Consider the following 22,814-nt stretch of genomic DNA (forward strand, 5'->3'; position numbering starts at 1 on the left):
CCGAACGCAGGTGCAGGTGTAGGTGCAGGTGCAGGTGCAGGCGCGGACCCAGGCCTGGGCGCGTCCGACCATGCGAACGCCAACGCCAACGCGAGCGCGGACGCGCACGCCGGGCCGTGGCTGGACCCGGCACCCTTCCTCCGCGGCGTGGCCTGGCTGGACGGGGGACGCCCCGTGCGGGCCGACCCGGCCGACACCATGCGGCTGCCCTGGGACACCGGCGAGCGGGCCACGCTGCCCATCGGGGTGCGTCTGGAGTTCACCGCGCCCGGCGCCCGGGCGGTGGAGATCCACTACCGGGCGACCGTGCCCGGCCCCACCGACGCGCTCCGCGACCTCGCGCACGGGTTCGCCCTGTGGGACCGGCACGGGGTGGTGGGCGAGCTGTACACCGAGCCGGCCGCCGAGGCCGTCGTGCGCCTCGAACTGCCGGGCGGCTCCGGCCCGTTCACCATCCACCCGCCCGAGACCCAGTCCCCGCTGATCCTCGGCCTGCGCGGGATCGGCGGCCCGCTCGCCCCCGCTCCGCCCGCCACCCGCTGGGTGGTGCACGGCGACTCCATCACCGAGGGCTGGTGGTCCACCCGGCCCGCGCACGGCTGGCCCTCGGTGGCCGGGCGGGCCCTCGGCTGGGACACCGTCAACCTCGGCTACGCGGGCGCCGCGCGCGGGGAACTGGCCTGCGCCGAGCAGCTCGCCGGGCTCCCCGCCGACGCCCTCACCCTCGCCTTCGGCACCAACTGCTGGTCCCGCGTGCCCTTTTCGGCCCCGCTCCTGTACGAGACCACCCGCGCGTTCATCGAACTGGTCCGCCAGGGCCACCCCCGGACCCCGCTGCTCCTCCTCTCCCCGGTGCTGCGCCCCGACGCGGAGCGCACCCCGAACAAGCTGGGCGCCACCCTGGGCGCCCTGCGCGACGCGATGGAGCGTGCCACCCGGGAGCGGATCGCCGCCGGGGACGAACGCCTCGTCCTGCTGCCGGGGCGGGAGGTGCTCGGCCCCGAGCACCTGGCGGACGGTCTGCACCCCAACGACGCCGGACACCGCACGCTCGGCCTCGCTGTGGCCACGGCCATGAAGCGGGCCGGGTTCGGCGCGGGGTGAGTGAAACAGCCCACATCGGAGGAATTGAACAGATCGGCTCCGACAGGGCGTGTCCTGCACACAGTTGCCGCCGCTCCACTCCGCTCGGACGGACGGACGCGGCGGCGCAGGCAGGGACACACACGTGGGAGAGATCAAGATGGGCATCAAGCGCGGAACCACCCTGGCGGCCGTGGCGGTCGTCGTCGCACTCACCGCGACCGCGTGCGGCGGGAGCGACTCGGCGGGCGACGCCGCCAAGCCGGCCGGAGCCGTCGCCGCTCCCTCCCAGGCCCCCTCCTCGGGAGACGGCTACGGATCCGGCTCCGACGCCGCCGCGGCCGCGGCCGGCGACGCGAAGCCCGCCGGTCAACTGGCCATCGCCCAGGACGAGAAGCTCGGCTCCGTCCTCGCCGACAGCGCCGGCTTCACCCTCTACCGCTTCGACAAGGACACCGCGAAGCCGTCCAAGTCCTCCTGCGACGGCGACTGCGCGAAGGTCTGGCCGGTGGTCGCGGCCGGCGACGCCACCGCCGCGGCGGGCATGGACCCGGCGCTGCTGGGCGAGGTGGTCCGTACCGACGGCAGCAAGCAGCTGACGGTGGCGGGCTGGCCCGTGTACCGGTACAGCAAGGACACCAAGGCGGGCGACACGAACGGGCAGGGCGTCGGCGGCACGTGGTTCGCGGCGGCTCCCGACGGCAAGAAGGCGGCGAAGGCGGCTCCCGCGCCCGGCGGCGCCGGCCAGACCTCCGGCGCGCTGACCGTGGCCAAGGACCCGAAGCTCGGCGACCACATCGTCGACGGCAACGGGATGACGGTCTACCGCTTCAAGCCCGACACCGCGTGGCCCATGGTCTCCAAGTGCGAGGGCGGCTGCGTGGCCAAGTGGCCGGTCGTCCCGCCGGTGGACCAGGCGAACACCAAGGGGATCATCGAGAAGAACTACCTGGTGCTCGACCGCCCCGACGGCAAGAAGCAGCAGACGGTGAACTGCTGGCCCGTCTACACCTTCACCGGTGACAAGAAGGCCGGCGACATCAACGGGCAGGGCATCGGCGGCACCTGGTACGCGGTGGCCCCCGACGGCAAGCTCATCACGGTCCAGTAGACCGGTCCCGTAGACCAACAGGCCGCGCGGCCCCCGCTCTCCTCCCCCGAGGGCGGGGGCCGCGCACCGTTTCGCCCCGGCCGGGCGGAACCTAGACTCCGCACCATGCTGCGCGTACTGGCCGTCGACGACGAGAAGCCCCTGCTCGAAGAGCTCCTCTACTTGCTGCGCTCGGACCCCCGGGTGCACAGCGCCGAGGGCGCCTCGGACGCCACCGAGGCGCTGCGCCGGATCACCAGGGCGCTGGAGAGCGGCCCGGACGGGGCCGACGCCATCGACGTGGTCTTCCTCGACATCCACATGGCGGGGCTGACCGGGCTGGACATCGCCCGGCTGCTGGCCGGGTTCGCGCGGCCGCCGCTGATCGTGTTCGTCACCGCGCACGAGGGGTTCGCCGTACAGGCCTTCGACCTGAAGGCCGTGGACTACGTGCTCAAGCCCGTGCGGCCGGAGCGGCTGGCCGAGGCCGTGCGGCGGGCCTGCGCGCAGTCCGGCCGGTTCGGGGAGCAGCCCGCGGCGGCCGCCACCGAGGCCGTGCCCGCCGTACCGGCGGCCCGCGCGGCCGCCACCGAGTCCCCCGGAGCCCCCGTGGCGGCGGCCGCCGCCGCGCGCGGCGCGGACCGGGCCCCCGACCGCGCCCCCGACCAGATAGCCGTCGAACTGGGCGGCGTGACCCGCTTCGTGGCGATCGCGGACATCGCGTACGTGGAGGCCCAGGGCGACTACGCCCGGCTGCACACCGACGAGGGCGCCAGCCATCTAATACGGATCCCGCTGGCCACGCTGGAGGAGCGGTGGGCGGCGCGCGGGTTCGTCCGCATCCACCGGCGCCACCTGGTGGCCCTGGCCCGCATCGACGAACTGCGCCTGGACTCCGGGACGACCACGGTCCGCGTCGGTTCGGCCGAGCTCCAGGTGAGCCGCAGGCACACACGGGAGCTCCGCGACCTCCTGATGCGCCAGGCGATGAGCTGAACCACCCCCGGGTCCGGGGCGCGGCCCCGAGCGGAAGCGGCCCCCGCGGCGCGCGCCGACCGCCGACCGTCCGGCGCGGCGACGGACCGTTCACCGTGCGGGCAGGGGCGTACGGCGATCCGCCCGGACCGTCGGCCGCAGCGCCGCCCGGGCCGGCCGCCCGGGCGGACCCCCGCGGGTATCGTGGATTTTCGGCCCTGGGAGGAAGCAGATGTCCGAAATCCAGGCGCTGCTCGCCGCACTGACCGGACTGCCCCGCACCCGCCCGGCCTCTCCCGCCGAGGCCGAAGTGCTGCTGGCCCGCCTGCGGAGCGCGGCCGCGCGCTGGGCCGACGTACTGTACGAGGCCCACGAGGGCGCGCACGGACACCTGCCGCCCCGGGCCGAGGCGGCGCTGACGCTGGCCTTCCGGCGCGCCGAGGAATCGTACGTGGAGCTGGAGATCGCCCTGCGGGACTGCGCGGAGCACCGCGATCCCGCCCGCTGAGCGGGATCCGGCCTGACCTGCGACAGGGCCTGTCGCCCGGTCCGGACGCGTGCATAGACTCCCGGGACCCCGACAGACGACCGGGACCCGACGCACGACCGGGGACCCGGCACCCGCGCAGGGCCGCGCCCGCGCCGCAGCCGAAGGACCCGCCGGTGAACCAGACGTACGCGCTGACCGCGGTCGCCGTCGTCGTCCTGGTCACGGTGCTGGTCGGCGCGCTGGGCCTGCGGATATCAAGGACCACCTCGGACTTCTACGTGGCTTCGCGCACGGTCGGCCCGCGCCTCAACGCGGCGGCCATCGGCGGCGAGTACCTCTCGGCGGCCTCCTTCCTCGGCGTGGCCGGGCTGGTGCTGCTCCAGGGGCCGCAGATGCTCTGGTACCCGGTGGGCTACACCGCCGGGTACCTGGTGCTGCTGGTCCTGGTCGCGGCCCCGCTGCGGCGCTCGGGCGCGTACACGCTGCCCGACTTCGCCGAGGCCCGGCTCGAATCGCAGGCGGTGCGCCGGATCGCGGTGCTGTTCGTGCTCGGCGTCGGCTGGCTGTACCTGCTGCCGCAGCTCCAGGGCGCGGGGCTGACCCTGGAGATCCTGACCGGGGCCCCGCGCTGGGTGGGCGGGGTGGTCGTCGCCTGTGTGGTGACGGCGGCGGTGGCGGCCGGCGGGATGCGGTCCATCACCTTCGTGCAGGCCTTCCAGTACTGGCTGAAGCTCACCGCCCTGCTGGTGCCCGCGTTCTTCCTGTTGGCCGCCTGGGCGGGGGACGGCGCTCCGCGCGCCTCCTTCGACGCCCCGGCGGTGTTCCGCGAGCACACCGCCGTCACGCTCGCCGAGGACGTACGGCTGTCCCTGGACGCGCCGCTGACGGTGACGGTGACCGGGCAGGTGGACGGGCACGCGTACGCGGGGCAGCCCGTGACCCTCGGCGCCGGGGAGCATTCCGTACGGGCGCACGCGCGGCTGGAGTTCGCCCCGGACTCCGCGGTGCCGCAGGGCCGGGCGGAGGCCGGACCGGGCGTGTCGAGCTGGTCGGAGCCGCTGTCCGGCGACCGGCCCGAGCTGCGGCTGTACGCGACGTACGGGCTGATCCTGGCCACCTTCCTCGGGACCATGGGGCTGCCGCACGTGGCGGTGCGCTTCTACACGAGCCCGAACGGGCGGGCGGCGCGGCGCACCACGCTGGTGGTGCTCGGCCTGGTCGGCGCCTTCTACCTGCTGCCGCCCGTGTACGGGACGCTGGGCCGGATCTACGCCCCTGAGCTGGCCCTGACCGGGGAGGCGGACGCGGTGGTGCTCGTGCTGCCGGCCCGGATGGTGGGCGGGCTCGCCGGGGAACTGCTGGGGGCGCTGCTGGCGGGAGGCGCGTTCGCGGCGTTCCTGTCCACGGCTTCGGGGCTGACGATGGCGGTGGCGGGGGTGCTGCACCAGGACGTGCTGCCTTCGCGCGGGGTGCGCAGCTTCCGGGTCGCGGTGCTGGTGGCGATCCTGGTGCCGCTGGCCGGGAGCGCGCTGGTGACGGCGGTGCCGGTGGCGGACGCGGTGGGGCTGGCCTTCGCGGTGTCGGCGTCCTCGTTCTGTCCGCTGCTGGTGCTGGGGATCTGGTGGCGCGGGCTGACGCCGCCGGGGGCGGTGGCCGGGCTGGTGACGGGGGGCGGAGCGGCGCTCGGCGCGGTGCTGGCGACGCGGGCCGGGCTGGCCCCGGCGGGGTGGGCGAACACGCTGCTGGCGTGGCCGGCGGTGTGGTCGGTCCCGCTGGGCTTCCTGACGATGGTGGCGGTGTCGCTGGGTACGCGCGGGAGGATCCCGCCGGGCACGGCGGCGACGCTGGCCCGGCTGCACCTCCCGGAGGGCGTGGCGGAGGCGGCCCCCGCGGTGGGCGGAGCACCGCTCTCGACGAAGGGCGGCGCACCATGACCGGAGCACTGCTCTCGGTACTCGCCGTGGCCGGCGGGGTGCTGCTGCTGGGCGCCGGCTGGCTGGCGGGGCTCCGGCAGGCCCGGCGGAGCGAGCGTGCCCTCGGCCTCGACCTCGGCACCCCCGTCGAACGGGCCACCTTCCACACCCTGCACACCGCCTCCCTCGCCGCTCCCCCGCTGCGCGCCGGCCTCACCGAGGACGCCGCCCGCAAGGCCGCCCGGCGCCTGCGCTCCCTCCTCGGCACCGAGGCCCTGTGCCTCACGGACCGCGGGCACGTCCTCGCCTGGGACGGCCCGGGCGCCGACCACCACGAGCACCGCGTGATGGCCCGGGTCGCGGTGATGCTGGACTCGGGGCGCAGCCAGAGCGTGCGCACCGAGTGCGAGCGGCCCGACTGCCCGCTGAAGTGGGCCGTGGTGGCCCCGCTGACCGGCGAGGACGGGATGCTGGGCGCGCTGGTGGCCTACGGGTCGCGGGAGTCGGCGGTGCTGGTGCGGGCCGCCACCGAGGTCGCGCGCTGGGTGTCCGTACAGCTGGAGCTGTCCGAGCTGGACCGCTCGCGGACCCGGCTGATGGAGGCCGAGATCAAGGCGCTGCGCGCGCAGATCTCCCCGCACTTCATCTTCAATTCCCTGGCGGCGATCGCCTCGTTCGTGCGCACCGATCCGGAGCGGGCACGGGACCTGCTGCTGGAGTTCGCGGACTTCACCCGCTACTCCTTCAGGCGGCACGGGGAGTTCACCACGCTGGCCGAGGAGCTGCGGTCCATCGAGCAGTACCTGGCGCTGGCCGGGGCCCGGTTCGGGGAGCGGCTCAAGCTGACCTTGCAGGTGGCGCCCGAGGTGCTGCCGGTGGCGCTGCCGTTCCTGTGCCTGCAGCCGCTGGTGGAGAACGCGGTCAAGCACGGGCTGGAGGACTCCACCGAGGAATGCAAGATCACCATCGCGGCCCGGGACGCGGGCGCCGAGGCGCTGATCACCATCGAGGACAACGGCGTCGGGATGGACCCGGCGCTGCTGCGCCGGATCCTGGCCGGGGAGCAGCCGGGCTCCTCCTCGGGCATCGGGCTGCCCAATGTGGACGAGCGGCTGCGCCAGGTCTACGGGGACGGCCACGGGCTCGTCATCGAAACGGGCGTGGGCGCGGGCATGAAGATAACGGTGCGGATCCCCAAGTACCGCGCGGGCGTACACAGCTCGACCCCACCCGGCCACTTCCCCCGACGTCCGTGACCCATCCACACCCATCTCCGCCCATCTCGGACGGGACGTGCGGAGCCCGCCAGGACGGGCCCGCCGCCCGGCGGCCGAAGGGCCCAATGGGGTCTCGCTCACTCATATGGAGTAAGTTCCATGGTGTGGACGGAGGCTCACAGGTCCCGCGCGACCTCCGGATGCCGGTGGGCGCGCACCGTGCACATCGATGCGACCGGGCCCACCCTGCGCTGACCTCTACGGCAGGCGCGATCGGCCGACGGCCCGACCGGCGCCGCTGTTAAGGATTGGTGAATGAGGACTGACGTGCCCCAGGAGGAAAGCCCTCGGGCGGATTCCCCCGGTTCTTCCCCCGCAGCGGGCCGTGGCAGCGACCGGCGCGCGTTCGCGCGCGGACTCATGCTCGGCACCTCCGGGATCCTCGTGGCCATATCCGGGGCCATGGTCGCCATCGGGTGCTTTCTCGGGCTCTACGTGCGTCCCACCTCGGACGACTGGTGCGCCGCCTGGAAATCCCGCGACATGGGAGTCTTCGGCATCACGTCCGACTTCTACATGACCCAGAACGGCCGGGTCGCCAACGCCTTCCTGAGCGGCGTCATCTACGGCGACGGACTCATCGGCACCAAGATCCTGCCGACCGTCATCGCCGTCACCTTCACGCTCGGCCTGGTCCTGCTCGGCAGCCAGTTCATGAGGTTCCTCGGCGCCAGGCCCCGGCTGCTGCTCCTGATCGCCGCCGCCCTGGTCCTCCAGGCCCTCCTCTACTTCGCCGGAACCCGTAGCTACCAGGCACTGCTGTGGGCCCCCGCCACCGTTTCCCACACCATTCCGAGCGTCATCGGAGTGTGGGCGCTCCTGCTCGGAATCTGGACCGTCCGCCGGCCCGGCGGGCGTACCCGGACGGCCGGGTTCGTGGCGACGTTCCTCATCGCAGCCGCGCTCGGCACCCTGAGCGAGCCGTTCACGCTGGTCACCGGTCTCCTCGGGGCCGGCGCCGGACTGCTGGCAGTGCCCCGCTTCGGGCTCGCGCGGACCTGGCGCCCCTTCACCTGGTGCCTGGCCTGGTGCTTCGGACTCCTCAGCGGTCTGGTCCTGCTCTACACCTCCCCCGGCGCCCGCTGGCGCCGCGCCCAGAACCCGTCCAAGGAGTCCCTGCTCTCCCCGGAGGGACTCCGGGCCACCACCCACGACTGGCTGCTGATGTGGGACTCCGTGACCGGCCAGTGGGCCTATCTCGGAGCCGCCGCCGTCGGCATCCTGATCGGCCTCGCGGTCGGTCTGCGCACCTCCCCTTCCGCTTCCGCTTCCGCTTCCGGTCAGCCGGAGGGCCTCCGTGCCGTCCCGCGGATGACACGGATCGCCCTGTGGCTGCTCCCGGTGCTCGTGGTGGTACTGGGCTCCTTCGCCGTGGCGGCGGGCCTGCGCAGCGGCTACGGCCCGACCGGGTGGACCTACGCCCGGACCTGGACGAACTACCTGGTCCCGATGGTGCTGGCGCTCTGCCTCTACGGGGCCCTGCTCGGACAGTGGGCCGGCCGGCTCCTGGCGAGCCGGGCGACCACGACCCGGTACGCGTCGGTCGCGGTCGTGGCCGCGGGCGCCCTGGTCCTGGCTTCGATGGCCGCGCTCGTCCCGAGCCTCCAGAAGCTCACCACCACCACGGTCACCCGGTCGGTGGCCTGGGACGCCCAGAACGCCCGCATCCAGAAGGAAGCCCGGCAGGGCGCCTCCGACGTCGGGTACCGCCCCCTGCCCATCGGGAACCTGGCCGAGCCCTTCTACACCAAGAACTACCAGCGTGACTGGGTCTCCGCCTGCGTCTCGAAGTGGTACGGCATCGACCGGATCCACCGCCGCTGAGCGCGGTTCCCGTCGTCATGGCCCGAGCAGAACAGGCCATGACGACACCCGGCCCGGACCGCGCCGCTGCCAGGACCAGCCGGAAGACCGGCTGGTCCATCACGTTTCCCTAACGAACCGACTTGCCCAGAAATGCAATCGCGCATCGCCAGCCACCGACACGCCCTCCTGTGACCATTGTGTGACTGATGGGGAGATATGTTTGAGGGCAATGCCGTCGAGGAGAAGGTTGAGGTTGCTGTGCCGGACATATCCGTGGTCGTGATCGTATTTAACGATGCCGACCGGCTGCCGGCTGCGGTCCAGTCCGTACTGGAGCAGACGCTGCAGAGCGTCGAGGTCGTGATCGTCGACGACTGCAGTTCCGACCGCTCGTTCGAGGTAGCCCAGGAGCTGGCCGCAGCGCACCCCGGGAAAGTCCGTGCCTTCCAGCTCCCGGAGAACAGCGGCGCCGGCGGCGAGCCGCGCAACCTCGGCATCCAGCACGCCACGGGCCGTTACGTCATGTTCCTCGACAGCGACGACGTCCTGGAGCGCAACGCGTGCAGGAACCTGTTCGAGTCGGCGGAGGAGACCCAGTCCGACATCGTGTCCGGACTGTGCGTCCGGCTGCACAAGGACACCCGGAACCAGAAGCGCGACGAGTGGTACTCGTGGATCTACTCGACCACGCGCACGCTGGAATCCGTCACCGAGTTTCCCGACCTGTTCGTCTGGGACACCCTGTCGACGAACAAGTGCTATCGCCGTGACTTCCTCCTCGAGAACGATCTCCGCTTCCCCAAGGGGATGCTCTACGAGGACCTGATGTTCATCGCCGACGCGTACCTGGCGGCCAAGCGCATCACGCTGATCCCCAACCAGGTCTATTTCTGGCACGTCCACGAACAGGCCGCAGAGAAGTCGGTGACCAACAGCCGGCACGAGATGGCCAACTACGTCCACCGGCTGGAGATACACCGTCGCATCGACGCCCTGCTGGAGCGGCACGGGCTGAGCGACCTCAAGCTCGCCAAGGACGTCAAGTTCCTCAAGCACGACCTGGTGCTGCACCTGCGCGACCTGCCGTTCCGCGACGAGGCCTACCGCCTGGAGTTCGCCAAGCACTCCCAGGAGTACCTCGCGGGCATCGCCCCGGAGGCCTACGCGAAGGTCCAGCCCATCCAGGCCATCTGCGCCTACCTGCTCAGCCAGGGCGACTGGGAGCGCCTGATCCCGGCGGTCGACAGCCTCACGAACCGCGTCAAGATCTCCTCCCCCCTGGCCGAGCGCGAGGGCCGGATCTACTGGTGCGACCAGTACCTCGACGACGACTTCGCCCGCAGCGTCCTGGACGTGACCGACCTCGGTTACCACCAGAAGCCGGTCGGCCAGATGTTCCTGCGCAATGAGATCTCCACGCTCACCGCCGAGGGCACCACGCTCCGGATGACCGGCCGTATCACCAATCCCCTGGGCGTGATCGCGGCCGGCGCCCGCCTGGAGGGCGAGCTGCTGTTCAGCGCCCGGCGCCGCAGCCTGCAGTCCTTCGCGTTCCCCGTGCGGGTCCTGCGGCACGACGGCGAGTCGGTCCACTGGGAGGCGGAGGCGGACCTCACCAAGGACCTGCGCCCGCTGGGGATCATCGACACCGTGTGGGACGTGCGCCTCGCCATGGACGTGGACGGGACCCGTACGACGACACGGCTCACCGTGGGCGACGTCGACCTGTCCGGCGGCGTGCTGCCCGTGCGACCCCGCCTGACCCGCATGGTGGCCGATCACCTCGAGCCCCACGCCTCCGCGAAGGGGCACCTCGCCTTCCGCCTCGTCACCGAGAACCAGACGAACGAGCGCGTCCTCGAACTGATCGAGCGCGGCGTGCGGGGCAAGCCGGGAGCCCTGGCCAAGTCGGGGTACCGCAAGGCGAAGTCGGTGCGCAAGACCCTCACGTCCACCGAGACCAAGCTCCGTCTGTACCACGAGGTCTTCAGCCGGCTGCCCATCAAGAAGCGCACGGTCGTCTTCGAAAGCATGATCGGCCGGCAGTACAGCGACAGCCCGCGCGCCATCTACGAGGAGATGCGGCGCCAGGGCCTCGAATTCGAAGCGATCTGGTCCTACCGCGGCAGCCCGAAGGGGTTCCCCAAGGACGCCACCCTGGTGCGCGCCTGGTCGCTGCCCTACCTCAAGGCACTCGCGCAGGCCGAGTTCTGGGTGGACAACCAGAGCTTCCCGCTCAAGCTGACGAAGCGTCCCGAGACCACCTACATCCAGACCTGGCACGGCTCGGCGCTCAAGCGCATGGGCTTCGACCTGCCCGAGCTCAAGGCCGCCACACGAGCCCGGCAGGAAGCACAGCAGGCCGGCCTGGACCGCTTCGACCGCTTCCTGATCAGGTCCGAACACGACGTGCAGACCCTGGCCAAGGCGTTCCGCCTGCCGGAGAAGGCCCTGCTGCGGGTGGGCTATCCGCGCAACGACGCGCTGGCGCAGGCCCGTCAGCGCGAGGCCGACGGCGGAGCACGCGAGCGGGGCCCGCTCGCGGCCGAGCTGGGCATCCCCGCCGACAAGAAGGTCCTGCTCTACGCCCCCACCTTCCGCAAGGCGGGAGGTGGGCAGGCCCACTTCGAGCTCCCCTTCGACGTGGAGCGCTTCGCCGACGAGTTCGGTGACCGTTACGTGCTCCTCGTCCGAGCGCACTACCTCAACCACGTGGTTCTGCCGCCCACCGTGCGCGGCCGGGTCATCGACGTCTCCGCGCACCACGACGTGACGCCCCTGCTGAACCTGGCCGACGCGATGATCACGGACTACTCCTCCGTGATGTTCGACTACGCGCTGCTCGACCGGCCGATGCTCTTCTTCACGTACGACTACGAGGCGTACGTCCACGAGGACCGCGGCACCTACTTCGACCTGCTGGAGCACGCGCCCGGTCCGGTGTTCAACACCGAGGACGAGTTCCACGAGGCCGTGAGCTCTCTGGACGCCCAGGCATCCGAGTACGCCTCGAAGCGGGAGCAGTTCGGCGCGCGGTTCGGCGAGTACGACCAGGGCAATGCCAGCCGGAGCATCATCGATCAGTTCTTCGCGCACTGGAGGCGTTAATGACCCAGCAGACCGCAGCCACGACCCGGGACATCTTCTTCGTCTCCAACAGCGTGAACGAGCTGGGAGGCATCACCAGCTGGTCCCACCAGATGGCCCGCCTCTTCAGCGCGCGGGGCCACCGGGTCCACGTCCTGGGCGTCACACCGCCGCCCGAGGGGCGCAGCCAGGAACTCGGCGACCACCTGCCCTACCGGACCACCACGCTCTACGACGTGCACCCTCCGAGCCCGAAGCCCCTTCGCGGGCTCAAGGGCAAGCTGAACCTCGCCGAACAGCGCCGGCAGGCCGCCCGTGACGCCGGCATGCGTGAGCAGGCCGCGAAGCTCACGGAACTGTTCCGGGCCGCCCGCCCCGGTGGGATCGTCATCGTCACCCAGGTCTGGGCCATGGAATGGGTGTCGCTCGCCGACACCTCCGGGCTCACCGTGATCGGCATGAGCCACGAGTCCTTCACGACCTGCCGCAGCTCTTCGCGCTTCCAGCGCGTGAAGCGGTTCTACAAGGACGTGGACCGCATGCTCACCCTCACGCGCGAGGACGCGGACCTCTGGATACGCCAGCGGTTCGACAACGTCGGCTTCATGCCCAACCCCCTGCCGTTCTTCCCCGACGAGCCGTCCAAGCGCGAGGCCAAGACGGTGGTGAGCATCGGCCGTCTGCACGAGGAGAAGGGCGTCGACCTGCTCCTCGACGCCTGGTCCCAGGTCGCACCGGACCACGAGGACTGGACGCTGCGCATTTACGGCGCGGGCGAGGAGCAGGAGGCGCTGCACAAGCAGAGCGCTGCGCTGGGCATCGAGTCCTCCGTTGAGTGGATGGGCCGTACCAGCGACGTCCCGGGGGCTCTGCGCGACGGTTCCGTATTCGTCCTGAGTTCCCGTGGTGAGGGCTTCCCCCTCGCTCCCATGGAGGCCATGGCCACCGCCGTGCCGTGTGTCGCCTTCGACGTCGCCCCGGGAGTCCGGGAGATCATCACCGACGGCGAGGACGGACTGCTCGCGTCACCCGGCAACACCGCCGAACTGGCCCGGCAGCTCGGGAGGTTGCTGGCGGACAAGGAGCTGCGGGACCGCATGGGCGAGGCTGCCCGCGAGAACATCCAGCGCTACTCGACCGACCGGATCGTGAGCCGTTGGGAAGGCCTGTTCACCCTTCTGGGCGAGTAGACCGTCGCCTGCGCGCAACCTGAAGGGGCCACCGGCACGCCGCCGGTGGCCCCTTCGGCGTTCACGGCAGGCGGTGGCCGTGCCCGTAGCCGGGCAGGAGGTCGCGCAGGGCCCGCAGGGCGTAGTAGGTACGGGACTTGACGGTTCCGGCGGGCACCCCGAGCGCTTCGGCGGCCTCGCAGACGCTGGCCCCGTGGAAGTAGATCTGGACGAGTACGGCCCGGTGACCGGGGCTGAGTAATCGCAGGGCCTCGCGGACGTCGAGGACGGCGACGGACCGCTCGGTGCGGTCCTCGTCGGCCGGCGAATGCTCCAGCCCGTCGGGCCCGATCTCGGCGGGGCGCGACAGGCGGGCCCGGCGGGCGTCGATGGCCACGCGACGGGCGACGGTGTAGAGCCACGGCCGCATGGAGGCGTGGGCGCCGCTCTCCAGAGCCTCGGGGTGCTTCCAGGCCCGGAACAGGGTCTCCTGGACGAGGTCCTCGGCCCGGTGGCGGTCACCGAAGGTGAGGCCGAGGAGGAATCCGTAGAGCGCCTTGCCGTGTTCCCTCTCCAGCCGGGCGAGGGCGTGCGCGTCGGTGCGGCGGCCGGTGACCGTGACGGTGCCTGCGTTCGCGGACATGGGCGGCATGGGCTTCCCCTTCCGGGTCGGGATACTGCCCTGAGCGTGCCGGACCGTGCACGCGGAGTTGACGTATCCCGCCGTGGCCTGCGCCCACCGGTCGCCCCTGTCGGTGAACGGTCGTCCCGGGACGCCCCGGCGGGCGGCAGGCGGCAGGCCCCGTCGCCGTCCGGTTGGACGGCGACGGGGCCTGGGGGAAGGAGGGGGCTGGAGGGGGGAAAGACGGAGGTCAGGGCCCGGGGCGGGGACTCAGTCCCGGGAGGGGTGCAGCACCACGAAGTCGGCGTTCGACGGGTCGAGGCAGACCGCCAGCCGGCCGACGCCCTCGGCGTCCGCGGGCCCCATCTGCACGCTGCCGCCGCGCGCGGTGACCTCGGCGACCGCCGCGTCACAGTCGGTGACGTGGAAGACCGGGTGCCAGTAGGGCCTTCCGCCCGCCACCGCGAGGTCTTCCGCCGAGAGCTCCATGAGGCCGCCCTGCATGCGTCCCTCGGGCAGTCCGGCCGGGGTGATCAGGGTGTACGTGCCCTCGCCGCCCGGCATCGGCATGTCACTGAACTGCCAGCCGAAGACACCCCCGTAGAACTCCCGGGCGGCCGCGGCGTCGCTCGTGTACAGCTCGGTCCAGGACAGCGAGCCCGGCTGGTCCACGAGGTCGGCGCCCTTGTTCTCCCCGGGCTGCCAGACGGCGAACTGGCCCCCGAGCGGGTCGCTGTACTGCGCCATCGTGCCCCACTCGTCGAGCTTGCGCGGCTCCACCCGTACGGTGCCGCCGGCGCTCCGGACGGCGCGGGTCGTGGCCTCGGCGTCGGGGACGCTGTAGTAGATCATCCAGGCCGGTCGGGCACCCTCCTCGGTGAGCTTGCCCAGCCCCGCGACGATCTTGCCGTCCTTCCGGAACATGCCCCCTTCCATGTCCTCCCCCTCGCCCATGGACTCGTAGTCCCACCCGAGGACGGCGCCGTAGAAGGCCGCGGCGGCGGGCACGTCGGGTGCGCCGAGGTCGAGCCAGCAGGGGGAGCCGGGGACGAAGTCAGTGGTGATCATGACGACTGCCTTTCGCGGATCGAGTACGACCAGCGTGGCACCGGACACCAGCCTCCGCCCGTCGGTTCCGCGGGCGCGGCCCCGGGAGCGCGATGGGGCGCGGTTGCCCCCACCGGCGGGGAAGCCGGGCCCGGACAGCACTGCGCCGGAGCCCCCACGGGGACCCCGGCGCAGTGGTGAAGAGGAACTAGCTCCAGCTGGCGTGCAGCGGCTTGCCCTCGGCGTAGCCCGCGGCGGACTGGATGCCGACGACGGCCTTCTCCTCGAACTCCGCGAGGGAGGCCGCACCGGCGTAGGTGCAGGAGGAGCGGACGCCCGCGATGATCGAGTCGATCAGGTCCTCGACGCCGGGGCGGGCCGGGTCCAGGAACATCCGCGAGGTGGAGATGCCCTCCTCGAAGAGACCCTTGCGGGCACGGTCGTAGGAGGACTCCTCCGAGGTGCGGTTCTGGACCGCGCGCGCGGAGGCCATGCCGAAGGACTCCTTGTACAGGCGGCCGTCGGCCGACTGCTGCAGGTCGCCCGGGGACTCGTACGTACCGGCGAACCAGGAGCCGATCATGACGTTGGAGGCGCCGGCGGCCAGCGCCATCGCCACGTCGCGCGGGTGACGGACGCCGCCGTCGGCCCACACGTGCTTGTTGTACTTCTTCGCCTCGGCCGCACACTCCAGCACCGCGGAGAACTGCGGGCGGCCCACACCGGTCATCATGCGGGTGGTGCACATGGCGCCCGGGCCCACACCGACCTTGATGATGTCGGCGCCGGCGTCGATCAGGTCCTTGACGCCCTCGGCGGCGACGATGTTGCCGGCCACGATCGGGACCTTCGGGTCAAGGGCGCGGACGGCCTTGATCGCGCTGATCATCGATTCCTGGTGGCCGTGCGCGGTGTCGATGACGAGCGTGTCCACGCCCGCGTCGAGCAGCTGCTTGGCCTTGGCCACGAAGTCGCCGTTGATGCCGACGGCGGCGGCGATGCGCAGCTTGCCGTTGGCGTCGGTGGCGGGGGTGTACAGGGTCGCGCGCAGCGCGGCCTTACGGGTGAGGATGCCGACGAGCTTGCCGTCCTGGTCGACGGCGGGGGCCAGCTTGCGGTGGCCGGCGTCGAGCTTGGTGAAGGCCTCGCGGGGGTCGATGTCGGCGTCGATGAGCAGGAGCTCCTTCGACATGACCTCGGAGAGCTGGGTGAAGCGGTCCACGCCGGTCAGGTCGTGGTCGGTGACGACGCCCACCGGGCGGCCGTCCGCGTCGACGACCACGCCGGCGCCGTGCGCGCGCTTGGGCAGCAGCGACAGCGCGTCGGCGACGGTCTGGGTGGGTGCCAGCGTGATCGGGGTGTCGAGCACGAGGTGGCGGGTCTTCACCCAGGAGATCACGTCGGTGACGACGTCGATCGGGATGTCCTGCGGGATGACGACGATGCCGCCGCGGCGGGCGACCGTCTCGGCCATCCGGCGGCCGGCGATGGCGGTCATGTTGGCCACGACCAGCGGAATGGTGGTGCCGGTGCCGTCAGGCGCGGACAGGTCGACGCCCTGGCGGGAACCGACCGCGGAGCGGCTCGGCACCATGAATACGTCGTCGTACGTCAGGTCGTACGGCGGCTTCAGGTCATTGAGAAAACGCACGTGCTGAACATCCCAGTCGTTCGGAGGTGACCCCGACAGGGCAGTCGAGGAACGCACGTACTTCATTCTCACACGACCTGCAGTTCACACCGCCCCGGCCGATCGTCCAGGACATGTGGGGCCGAATGGTCTCTTCCTACGGGACCTTGGTCCTGCGGCCGGGCACCGGCGGGTCCGCCCGGCGATGGACGGGGCCCTGGTTCCAGGCCAGCGGGAGAATCGTTCCGCCGTACCGGACGGCCGTGAACTCGGCGGCGATGGCGAGCGCGGTCTCCTCGGGGGTTCCCCCGCCGAGGTCCAGGCCGATCGGTGAGCGCAGCCGGGCTAGCGCGGCCGCCTCCACCCCCTCCCCCCGCAGCCGCCGGGCCCGGTCCTCGTGGGTGCGCCGAGAGCCCATGGCGCCCACGTACCCGAGCGGCAGCCGCAGCGCGAGCGTCAGCAGCGGGACGTCGAACTTGGCGTCGTGGGTCAGGACGCACACCGTCGTACGGGAATCCAGGCGGCCCGCCTCCCATTCCGCGGCCAGGTGCCGGTGCGGCCAGTCCACGACCACCTCGTCGGCGTCGGGGAACCGGGCGGCCGTGACGAAGACGGGCCGGGCGTCGCAGACGGTGACCCGGTAGCCCAGGAAGGCACCGATCCGGGCCAGGGCGGCGGCGAAGTCGATGGCCCCGTAGACCAGCAGTCGGGGCGGCTCGGCGGCCGATTCGACCAGCAGGGTCAGGGGCTGCCCGCACAGGCCGCCCGCCGTGCCCAGCTCGGCGGTGCCGGTGCGGCCGGCCGCGAGCCAGTCCCGGACCCGCTCGGCGGCGGCCCGGTCCAGCTCGGCGCCCCCGCCGAGGCGGCCCTCGTAGGAACCGTCGGAGTGCACGGCGATGGCCATGCCCACCTGCTCCGGCGGCCCGCAGACCACCCGGCCCAGCGCGGAGCGGGCACCGGAGCAGGCCGCGTCGAGCACCGCGCCGATGACGGGCCGCACGGCGTCGTGTCGGCGGACCGGCGTGATCAGGACGTCGAGGACTCCCCCGCAGGTCAGCCCCACCGCGAAGGCGTCGTCGTCGCTGTATCCGAACCGGTGCACGCCGCCGTGCCCGGAGGCGATGGCCTCCAGGCACAGCTCGTGCACGGCGGATTCCACGCAGCCCCCGGAGAGGGAGCCGAGCGCGGTGCCCCCGGTGTCGACGGCCAGTGAGGCGCCCGGGCCGCGCGGTGCGCTGCCGCTGACGGCGACCACCGTGGCCACGGCGAAGTCCCGTCCTGCGGCGCACCACGCGCGTAGCTCTTCGGCGATGTCGAGCATCAGCGGATGTACTCGCGGCGCGGGCTCTGCCCGGGGATGACCGGTCTCGGCTGCAGCGCGGGGGGTCCGGGGGTGCGCGCGGCGGCGACCGTACGGACGGGGGCGGCGCTGCGGGCCGGGCCGGGGTACGGCTCGGGCTGTGACGGGTGGGGTCCCCGTCCGCGCGCGCCCAGCAGCATCGCGGCGTGGGCGACGCTGGCGAGGGTGGCGTGGTGGTGCCAGCCGCGGAAGGAGCGGCCCTCGAAATCCCGGATTCCGGCGGGTTCGCAGACCTCGGTGAAGTCGAGCGCGACCCGGTCGGTGAGTTTGGCGAGGAGGAACAGCTGCGCGAGCGGCCGGTCTCCGATGTTGGTGATCCAGAACTCCGAGGGCAGCAGGGCGGCCTCGGTCCAGGCCCCGACGAGCAGCAGAGGGGTGGGCGGGGCCGGTACGAGGCGGTCCTCGCCGGGGGTGGCGAAGATGGCGGCCGAGGTGAGCAGGGTGACCGCCCCCTCGGCGCGGCCGTGCCGGGTCCATTCGACGACGCGCCGCTGGGAGCGCAGGGAGTCGATGAGCTCGCGGGCCGGCGCGGTGTGCGGTCCGGGTTTGTGCCGGCCGGCCCCGCCGAAGGAGACGGGCAGGGTGCCGTCCACTTTGAATACGAAGGGGATGTCCTGCATCGCGAACGATTCGATGCACTGCGGCAGTTCGCTGTTGGAGACTTCCATCACCACGGGCCTGCGCTGGAGTTGCCAGGTGGCGGCCATCCGCTGGACCGCGTGTATCGCGTCCTGCGCGGGGGTGAGCGAGCGGGCCGTGTCGGGGATCCCGGCCCGCCGGCGTCGCAGGAGTTCCGCCGTCCAGGGCCCGGGGAGGGTGAGGGTCCATTCGACGGGGAAGCCGGCATCGCTGGAGGTGAGCCAGATCCCACTGGCCTGCTGACAGTTGGCGGTGCGGCCCAGCTGGGGGACGAACTGCCGTCCCACGCCGACCGATCGGTCGCCGGCCTTCTCGATGACCATGGGCTGCACCACCCAGGCCAGCGGGCGCTGCGCGGTGCGTTCCAGGTGCTGGGCGAGGGAGCGGCGGACGGGGGTCCAGTCCCAGGGGGATTTACTGATGAACTGCTGCAGGCTCTGCTCGACGGAACTGGCTCCGGTTCCGGCGATGTTACGAATTGTTTTCTTTCCGTTGGTCCGCACCAGGCCGTTGAGGTATACGCGGGCCCAGTTTCGCTGGTCCCGCCGGGGTAACGACTCGAAGAAGAGCGAGATCAGAACGTCGATCAATTCGGAGATTTCCTTCGTGGATTCCTCCGGCAGGACTACGCGAGCCATCTGGGCCTCCCCCGCGACCAGCTAGATCCATTACCCTACTTGACCGCGGAGAACGGCCGTAGGTCCCGACGGCTACTTCCTGAGGTCGCTGGCAGATTCGAGCCGCTCTTCTTCTACCACGAGGGGGATGGGGATCTGGTTCGCCGCATAGTAGAGCGCGATCAGGAAGTGCGCGACGAGAGTGAGCGGAGCGGACACGAAGGCCAGTACGACGGTCAAGGGGTAGGCGATGGCACCCAGGCCGAAGCGGACCCTGGTGGCCCGGGCGCCGGCCTTGTCCACCTGGTCGTGGAAGAGGTGCCCGACCCGGGTGACGTACCACCAGAAGGCCAGGAACGCCAAGGCGTAGGCCACGGTGAGCAGACTGTAGAGGACGGCCGCGGCGTTGGCCGATCCCCCTTCTTCCATGAGGTGTTCGGCGAGCACATTGGTCGTGTACGGGACCACCGACACCACCATCAGCACCAGGAGGTTCAGGAACAGCAAAGGGCGGTCGACCCGCTTGATGTGACTGAAGATGGTGTGGTGGTTCACCCACATCACGCCGATGATGAGGAAACTCACCACATAGGCGGCGTAGTGCGGCCACTGCTCCCGCACTCCGTGCCAGAAGTCGGATCCGGTTTCTTCCGGAACTTTCAATTCCAGGACGAGGATCGTGATGATGACCGCGAATACTCCGTCGCTGAATGCCTCGACCCGGCCGGTTTCCGTTTCCATGGCCTCCCCTTCACGCTTCTTGCATATATCTACGGCTGTCGCACATGCGGGGAGGGTGCAGTTCCCCACCCTCCCCGCACACGCTACCCAGATTTCGGCAATCAGCCGCCAAAGCCGGCAGTCTGTCGCCAGATCCGGCCATCACGGACGACAAGTGTCCCGAACGCGTGCTCCGGCTCACCGTTCAGGTTCATGATCGCCCGGTAGAAGATGGTGTCGTCGGTCTCGACGTACTCCTGCAGTTCCACGAGGGTGGGCTTCACCGTCAGGTACCCGGTGAACGTCTCGCGCACCGCGTCGATGCCGACGGAGACGCCCTCGAAGCGCAACAGCACCGCGTCGTCGGTGTAGTTCTTCATGACCGCCTCGATGTCCAGGGCGGCCAGCGCGTCCATCTGCCGGACGAACACCGGGTGCAGCGTGGAGATGTCGTACTTGGGCATGTCGACTCCCTTTTCAACTCTTCGATGGGGTTGGAGCGGTGGGAACTGTGGGGTCGGCCGGCACGGCGCAGGACGGGTCGGTCCCGGACAGCGGCAGCCGTACGGTCATCCGGGTCTCCCCCGGGCGCGAGCGGGCCGTGATCGAACCGTGGTGGCGCTGGGTCACGATGCGGTAGCTGAGGTGCAGACCGAGACCGGTTCCCTTCCCCACGTCCTTGGTCGTGTAGAAGGGTTCGAAGATCCTCGGCAGGGATTCCTCGGGTATCCCCGAGCCGGTGTCGGCGATCTCCACCACCAGGCAGACGCCTTCGACCCGGGCGCGCAGGGTGAGGGTTCCGGCACCTTCCATGGCGGCCGCCGCGTTGTCGACCAGGTTGGTCCACACCTGGTTCAGCTCGCTCGGATAGCCCGTCAGTTCGGGCAGGTCCGGTTCGTACGCGCGCACGATCCCGATCCCGGCGAGCTTGGCACGCAGCACGACCAGCGTGTTCTCCAGCCCGTCGGTGACCGCGAAGCGCTGCTCGGGGGCCCGGTCGAGATTGGCGTAATCCCGGGTGGCCGAGACCAGGTGCGAGATCCGCGGACCGGCCGCCCGCAGCTCGGCGGCCAGCGAGCGGATCTCCAGAAGGGCCGCCAGATGGTCCAGGGCGGCGGGCAGGGCCGGCTCGCCGACCCCCTCCAGCCGCTCGAGCAGCCCGCCCAGGTCCAGTCCGAGGTCGGAGACCCCCGAGCCGAGCAGCCCCGCCCGCTCCGCGCCGGCTTCCTCGGCCCAGTCGGCGATCTGCTCCTCCGCGTCCGCCTGGTCCAGCGGATCGGTGACCAACGGCGGCGCCACCTTGTCCAGTTCCTCGGCGAGCTGGTCGAACACGGAGCGCTCGGCGTCCGTGGCGGCCGCGCCCCAGGCCTGGGCGGTGCGCGTGAGCTGGTCCAGGGCGGGCGCCAGTTCCTGCGCGGCGCGGGCCACGGCGGCGGCCGGGTTGTTCAGCTCGTGCGCGAGGCCCGCCGCCAGGGTGCCCAGGGCCTCCACGGTGGCCCGTTTGCGGGCCTGGACCTCCGAGGACTTGATGCGCCAGGCCAGCACGGGGATCAGGACGGCGGCCACCCCGTGGCAGCGGGTCAGCATCTCGAAGAAGACCGGCTTCGCGTACGCCACCACGGTCGTGGCCGGCCCGCTCGCCGCGGCCGTGGCCACGTACGACCCGTCCGTCAGCAGCGGCAGTTCGCCGGTGAACCGGTGCGCGGCCGAGGGCTTGCCGTCGTGGTCCTCGGCGGCCGCGCTCTCCTCCTCCGTGGAGTGCCGGGTCAGGACCTCCTCGCGGCCGTCGACGACCTTGGTCACCACGAGGCCGCCGCAGAGCAGGACGTGGAAGCCCGTGGCCTCCTCCCCGTCGCGGAAGAGGATCTCCCCGTCGGCGAGCACCCGGGGTTCGGAGACCGAGACCAGCCAGTCCAGCTGCTCCTCGGTGAGGCCCTCGAAGATCTCCAGCCCGCGCAGTGCGGTGCGCAGCGCGGCGGTACCCGGGGCAACGCTCATCCGGTGCTCCCTTCGGTCCTGCTCCGGGCCGCCAGCCTCAGGGTGGCCAGCAGGGCGAGCGCGCACACCGCGGCGACGGTGGCCATGAAGCCGACCGAGGTGCGGTGCAGCCCGTGGATGTTGGTGAGCAGTCCGGCGAGCACCGCCGGCACGCTCATCGCGAGGTAGGCGAACACGTAGACGGCGGCGGTCAGTTCGCCCCGGTGGGCGGGCTCGGCCAGTGCGCTCAGCGCACGGAAGGAGCCAAGGAAGGCGGCGCCCCAGCCGGCTCCGAGGACGGCGGTGGCCACGAGGAACACGGGGGCCGAGCCGAGCCCGAGTGCGAGGAGCACCAGGGCGAGCCCGCCGAGCAGGCCGAGCAGCCCGAGGACGGCGGTGCGCAGGGCCTCGGTGCGGCCCAGCAGGAGCTGGGCGGCGGTGGCGGCGCCGGCCAGGAGGGCGACGGTGGCTCCGCCGACGAGGTAGTTGGTGCTCCGGAGCAGGGAGAGGGCCAGGTGCGGGCCGAGCGAGAGGTAGAAGCCGCCGACCGACCAGACGGCCACGATGGTCAGGATCAGCACGGCGAAGCGGCCGCGCGCGGCGGCCGGGATGTGGATCCGGTGCGGGGCGATCTTCAGCCGTCCGCCGCTCCCGCCCCCCGACCGCCCCGGGGCGCTCTCCGCCATCCGGGCCACGGCGGCCAGACAGACGGCGAAGGCCCCCACGAGCAGCAGGTAGGTCAGGACGGTCGGAGCGGGCGCGTACTGCACCAGCAGCCCGGCCCCGATGCCGCCGAGGCCGATGCCGACGGTCGGGCCGGCGCTGTTGACCTGGGCGCCGAGCGCGGGCCGGGAGCGGGGGCTGAGTTCCAGCAGGGCGGCGCCCATGGCTCCGGTGGCCAGGCCCACCGCCAGCCCCTGCACGGCGCGGGCGGCGAGCAGCAGGCCGAGGCCCTGAGCCGAGGCGAACAGGACCATGGAGACGATCGCCAGGACCAGGCCCGCGGCGAGTACGGGCCGCCGGCCCAGGGTGTCGGACAGCGAGCCGAACAGCAGGAGTCCGGCGAGCACGGTGACGGCGTACAGGGCGAAGACCACCGTGATCGTGCCGGAGGACAGGCCCCACTCCTGCTGGTAGAGCACGTAGAGGGCGGAGGGGACGGAGGAGGAGAGCATCAGCAGGACGAGGACCGCGCCCACGACCCAGAAGCCGGAGCTTCCCGGTGCGCCTGCGGAGCCGGCGGCTGGACGCAAGGGGTCCCCCGTGGTGGTCGCGGACGGCGCGGTCCGCGCTGTCGTGGGCAACGGTTCCA

Annotated in this window: 18 protein-coding genes; 9 read left to right on the top strand and 9 right to left on the bottom strand. The window is 71.8% G+C overall.

Annotated features, from left to right (window positions below):
- Positions 1-147 precede the first annotated feature (147 nt).
- The 9 genes from AC3IYI_RS06635 to AC3IYI_RS06675 all read left to right on the top strand — a co-directional run bounded on the left by AC3IYI_RS06635 (position 148) and on the right by AC3IYI_RS06675 (position 12,911).
- Positions 148-1,104: a GDSL-type esterase/lipase family protein gene (locus tag AC3IYI_RS06635; protein ID WP_489409313.1), complete on the top strand. Its 957-nt coding sequence runs from the start codon at positions 148-150 to the stop codon at positions 1,102-1,104.
- A gap of 139 nt (positions 1,105-1,243) precedes the next feature.
- A complete protein-coding gene (locus AC3IYI_RS06640; protein ID WP_489411451.1) occupies positions 1,244-2,194 on the top strand; it encodes an SCO0930 family lipoprotein in 951 nt (316 codons plus the stop codon).
- A gap of 105 nt (positions 2,195-2,299) precedes the next feature.
- Positions 2,300-3,169, top strand: a complete 870-nt coding sequence (locus tag AC3IYI_RS06645) for a LytR/AlgR family response regulator transcription factor (protein ID WP_489409314.1) — start codon at positions 2,300-2,302, stop codon at positions 3,167-3,169.
- Positions 3,170-3,380: 211 nt separating this feature from the next.
- Positions 3,381-3,656, top strand: a complete 276-nt coding sequence (locus AC3IYI_RS06650; protein WP_489409315.1) for a hypothetical protein — start codon at positions 3,381-3,383, stop codon at positions 3,654-3,656.
- Positions 3,657-3,811: 155 nt separating this feature from the next.
- Complete coding sequence (locus AC3IYI_RS06655) at positions 3,812-5,572, top strand: sodium/solute symporter (protein WP_489409316.1); 1,761 nt, start codon at positions 3,812-3,814, stop codon at positions 5,570-5,572.
- The gene (locus AC3IYI_RS06660; RefSeq protein ID WP_489409317.1) at positions 5,569-6,807 is read left to right on the top strand and encodes a sensor histidine kinase; all 1,239 of its coding nucleotides are present in this window, start codon (positions 5,569-5,571) and stop codon (positions 6,805-6,807) included. Before AC3IYI_RS06655 ends, AC3IYI_RS06660 begins: the two co-directional genes overlap by 4 nt.
- A gap of 276 nt (positions 6,808-7,083) precedes the next feature.
- Entirely contained in the window at positions 7,084-8,652 is a 1,569-nt protein-coding gene (locus AC3IYI_RS06665; RefSeq protein ID WP_489409318.1) for a DUF6056 family protein, read from the top strand.
- Positions 8,653-8,850: 198 nt separating this feature from the next.
- A complete protein-coding gene (locus tag AC3IYI_RS06670) occupies positions 8,851-11,742 on the top strand; it encodes a bifunctional glycosyltransferase/CDP-glycerol:glycerophosphate glycerophosphotransferase (protein WP_489409319.1) in 2,892 nt (963 codons plus the stop codon).
- Entirely contained in the window at positions 11,742-12,911 is a 1,170-nt protein-coding gene (locus tag AC3IYI_RS06675; protein ID WP_489409320.1) for a glycosyltransferase, read from the top strand. The genes AC3IYI_RS06670 and AC3IYI_RS06675 overlap by 1 nt, the downstream gene beginning before the upstream one ends.
- Positions 12,912-12,972: 61 nt before the next feature.
- Here AC3IYI_RS06675 and AC3IYI_RS06680 read toward each other — a convergent pair whose 3' ends face one another.
- From AC3IYI_RS06680 to AC3IYI_RS06720, 9 genes are all read right to left on the bottom strand, one after another.
- On the bottom strand, positions 12,973-13,533 hold the full coding sequence (locus tag AC3IYI_RS06680; RefSeq protein ID WP_489409321.1) for a sigma-70 family RNA polymerase sigma factor: 561 nt from the start codon (positions 13,531-13,533) through the stop codon (positions 12,973-12,975).
- Positions 13,534-13,782: 249 nt separating this feature from the next.
- On the bottom strand, positions 13,783-14,580 hold the full coding sequence (locus tag AC3IYI_RS06685; protein WP_489409322.1) for a VOC family protein: 798 nt from the start codon (positions 14,578-14,580) through the stop codon (positions 13,783-13,785).
- 187 nt (positions 14,581-14,767) lie between these two features.
- Entirely contained in the window at positions 14,768-16,210 is a 1,443-nt protein-coding gene (locus AC3IYI_RS06690; protein WP_489409323.1) for a GuaB1 family IMP dehydrogenase-related protein, read from the bottom strand.
- 136 nt (positions 16,211-16,346) lie between these two features.
- A complete protein-coding gene (locus AC3IYI_RS06695; protein ID WP_489409324.1) occupies positions 16,347-17,510 on the bottom strand; it encodes an XdhC family protein in 1,164 nt (387 codons plus the stop codon).
- Positions 17,510-18,826 carry an IS701 family transposase gene (locus AC3IYI_RS06700; protein WP_489409325.1) on the bottom strand — a complete coding sequence of 439 codons (1,317 nt, stop codon included), beginning with the start codon at positions 18,824-18,826 and terminating at the stop codon, positions 17,510-17,512. Before AC3IYI_RS06700 ends, AC3IYI_RS06695 begins: the two co-directional genes overlap by 1 nt.
- Before the next feature lie 72 nt (positions 18,827-18,898).
- The gene (locus AC3IYI_RS06705) at positions 18,899-19,546 is read right to left on the bottom strand and encodes a TMEM175 family protein (RefSeq protein ID WP_489409326.1); all 648 of its coding nucleotides are present in this window, start codon (positions 19,544-19,546) and stop codon (positions 18,899-18,901) included.
- Between the two features lie 101 nt (positions 19,547-19,647).
- Entirely contained in the window at positions 19,648-19,989 is a 342-nt protein-coding gene (locus tag AC3IYI_RS06710) for a nuclear transport factor 2 family protein (protein WP_243334431.1), read from the bottom strand.
- A gap of 13 nt (positions 19,990-20,002) precedes the next feature.
- Complete coding sequence (locus tag AC3IYI_RS06715) at positions 20,003-21,523, bottom strand: ATP-binding protein (RefSeq protein WP_489409327.1); 1,521 nt, start codon at positions 21,521-21,523, stop codon at positions 20,003-20,005.
- Positions 21,520-22,806 (bottom strand): MFS transporter, encoded by a 1,287-nt coding sequence (locus AC3IYI_RS06720; RefSeq protein ID WP_489409328.1) that lies wholly within the window; start codon positions 22,804-22,806, stop codon positions 21,520-21,522. Before AC3IYI_RS06720 ends, AC3IYI_RS06715 begins: the two co-directional genes overlap by 4 nt.
- Between the last annotated feature and the right edge of the window lie 8 nt (positions 22,807-22,814).

This window comes from Streptomyces sp. GL_148 (genome assembly GCF_057834205.1).

Bases quoted from the DNA above. Each gene is read 5' to 3' on its own strand.
- AC3IYI_RS06640 (WP_489411451.1), top strand. From the start codon at position 1,244: ATGGGCATCAAGCGCGGAACCACCCTGGCGGCCGTGGCGGTCGTCGTC.
- AC3IYI_RS06645 (WP_489409314.1), top strand. From the start codon at position 2,300: ATGCTGCGCGTACTGGCCGTCGACGACGAGAAGCCCCTGCTCGAAGAG.
- AC3IYI_RS06650 (WP_489409315.1), top strand. From the start codon at position 3,381: ATGTCCGAAATCCAGGCGCTGCTCGCCGCACTGACCGGACTGCCCCGC.
- AC3IYI_RS06660 (WP_489409317.1), top strand. From the start codon at position 5,569: ATGACCGGAGCACTGCTCTCGGTACTCGCCGTGGCCGGCGGGGTGCTG.
- AC3IYI_RS06665 (WP_489409318.1), top strand. From the start codon at position 7,084: ATGAGGACTGACGTGCCCCAGGAGGAAAGCCCTCGGGCGGATTCCCCC.
- AC3IYI_RS06670 (WP_489409319.1), top strand. From the start codon at position 8,851: ATGTTTGAGGGCAATGCCGTCGAGGAGAAGGTTGAGGTTGCTGTGCCG.
- AC3IYI_RS06675 (WP_489409320.1), top strand. From the start codon at position 11,742: ATGACCCAGCAGACCGCAGCCACGACCCGGGACATCTTCTTCGTCTCC.
- AC3IYI_RS06680 (WP_489409321.1), bottom strand. From the start codon at position 13,533: ATGTCCGCGAACGCAGGCACCGTCACGGTCACCGGCCGCCGCACCGAC.
- AC3IYI_RS06685 (WP_489409322.1), bottom strand. From the start codon at position 14,580: ATGATCACCACTGACTTCGTCCCCGGCTCCCCCTGCTGGCTCGACCTC.
- AC3IYI_RS06695 (WP_489409324.1), bottom strand. From the start codon at position 17,510: ATGCTCGACATCGCCGAAGAGCTACGCGCGTGGTGCGCCGCAGGACGG.
- AC3IYI_RS06700 (WP_489409325.1), bottom strand. From the start codon at position 18,826: ATGGCTCGCGTAGTCCTGCCGGAGGAATCCACGAAGGAAATCTCCGAA.
- AC3IYI_RS06705 (WP_489409326.1), bottom strand. From the start codon at position 19,546: ATGGAAACGGAAACCGGCCGGGTCGAGGCATTCAGCGACGGAGTATTC.
- AC3IYI_RS06710 (WP_243334431.1), bottom strand. From the start codon at position 19,989: ATGCCCAAGTACGACATCTCCACGCTGCACCCGGTGTTCGTCCGGCAG.
- AC3IYI_RS06715 (WP_489409327.1), bottom strand. From the start codon at position 21,523: ATGAGCGTTGCCCCGGGTACCGCCGCGCTGCGCACCGCACTGCGCGGG.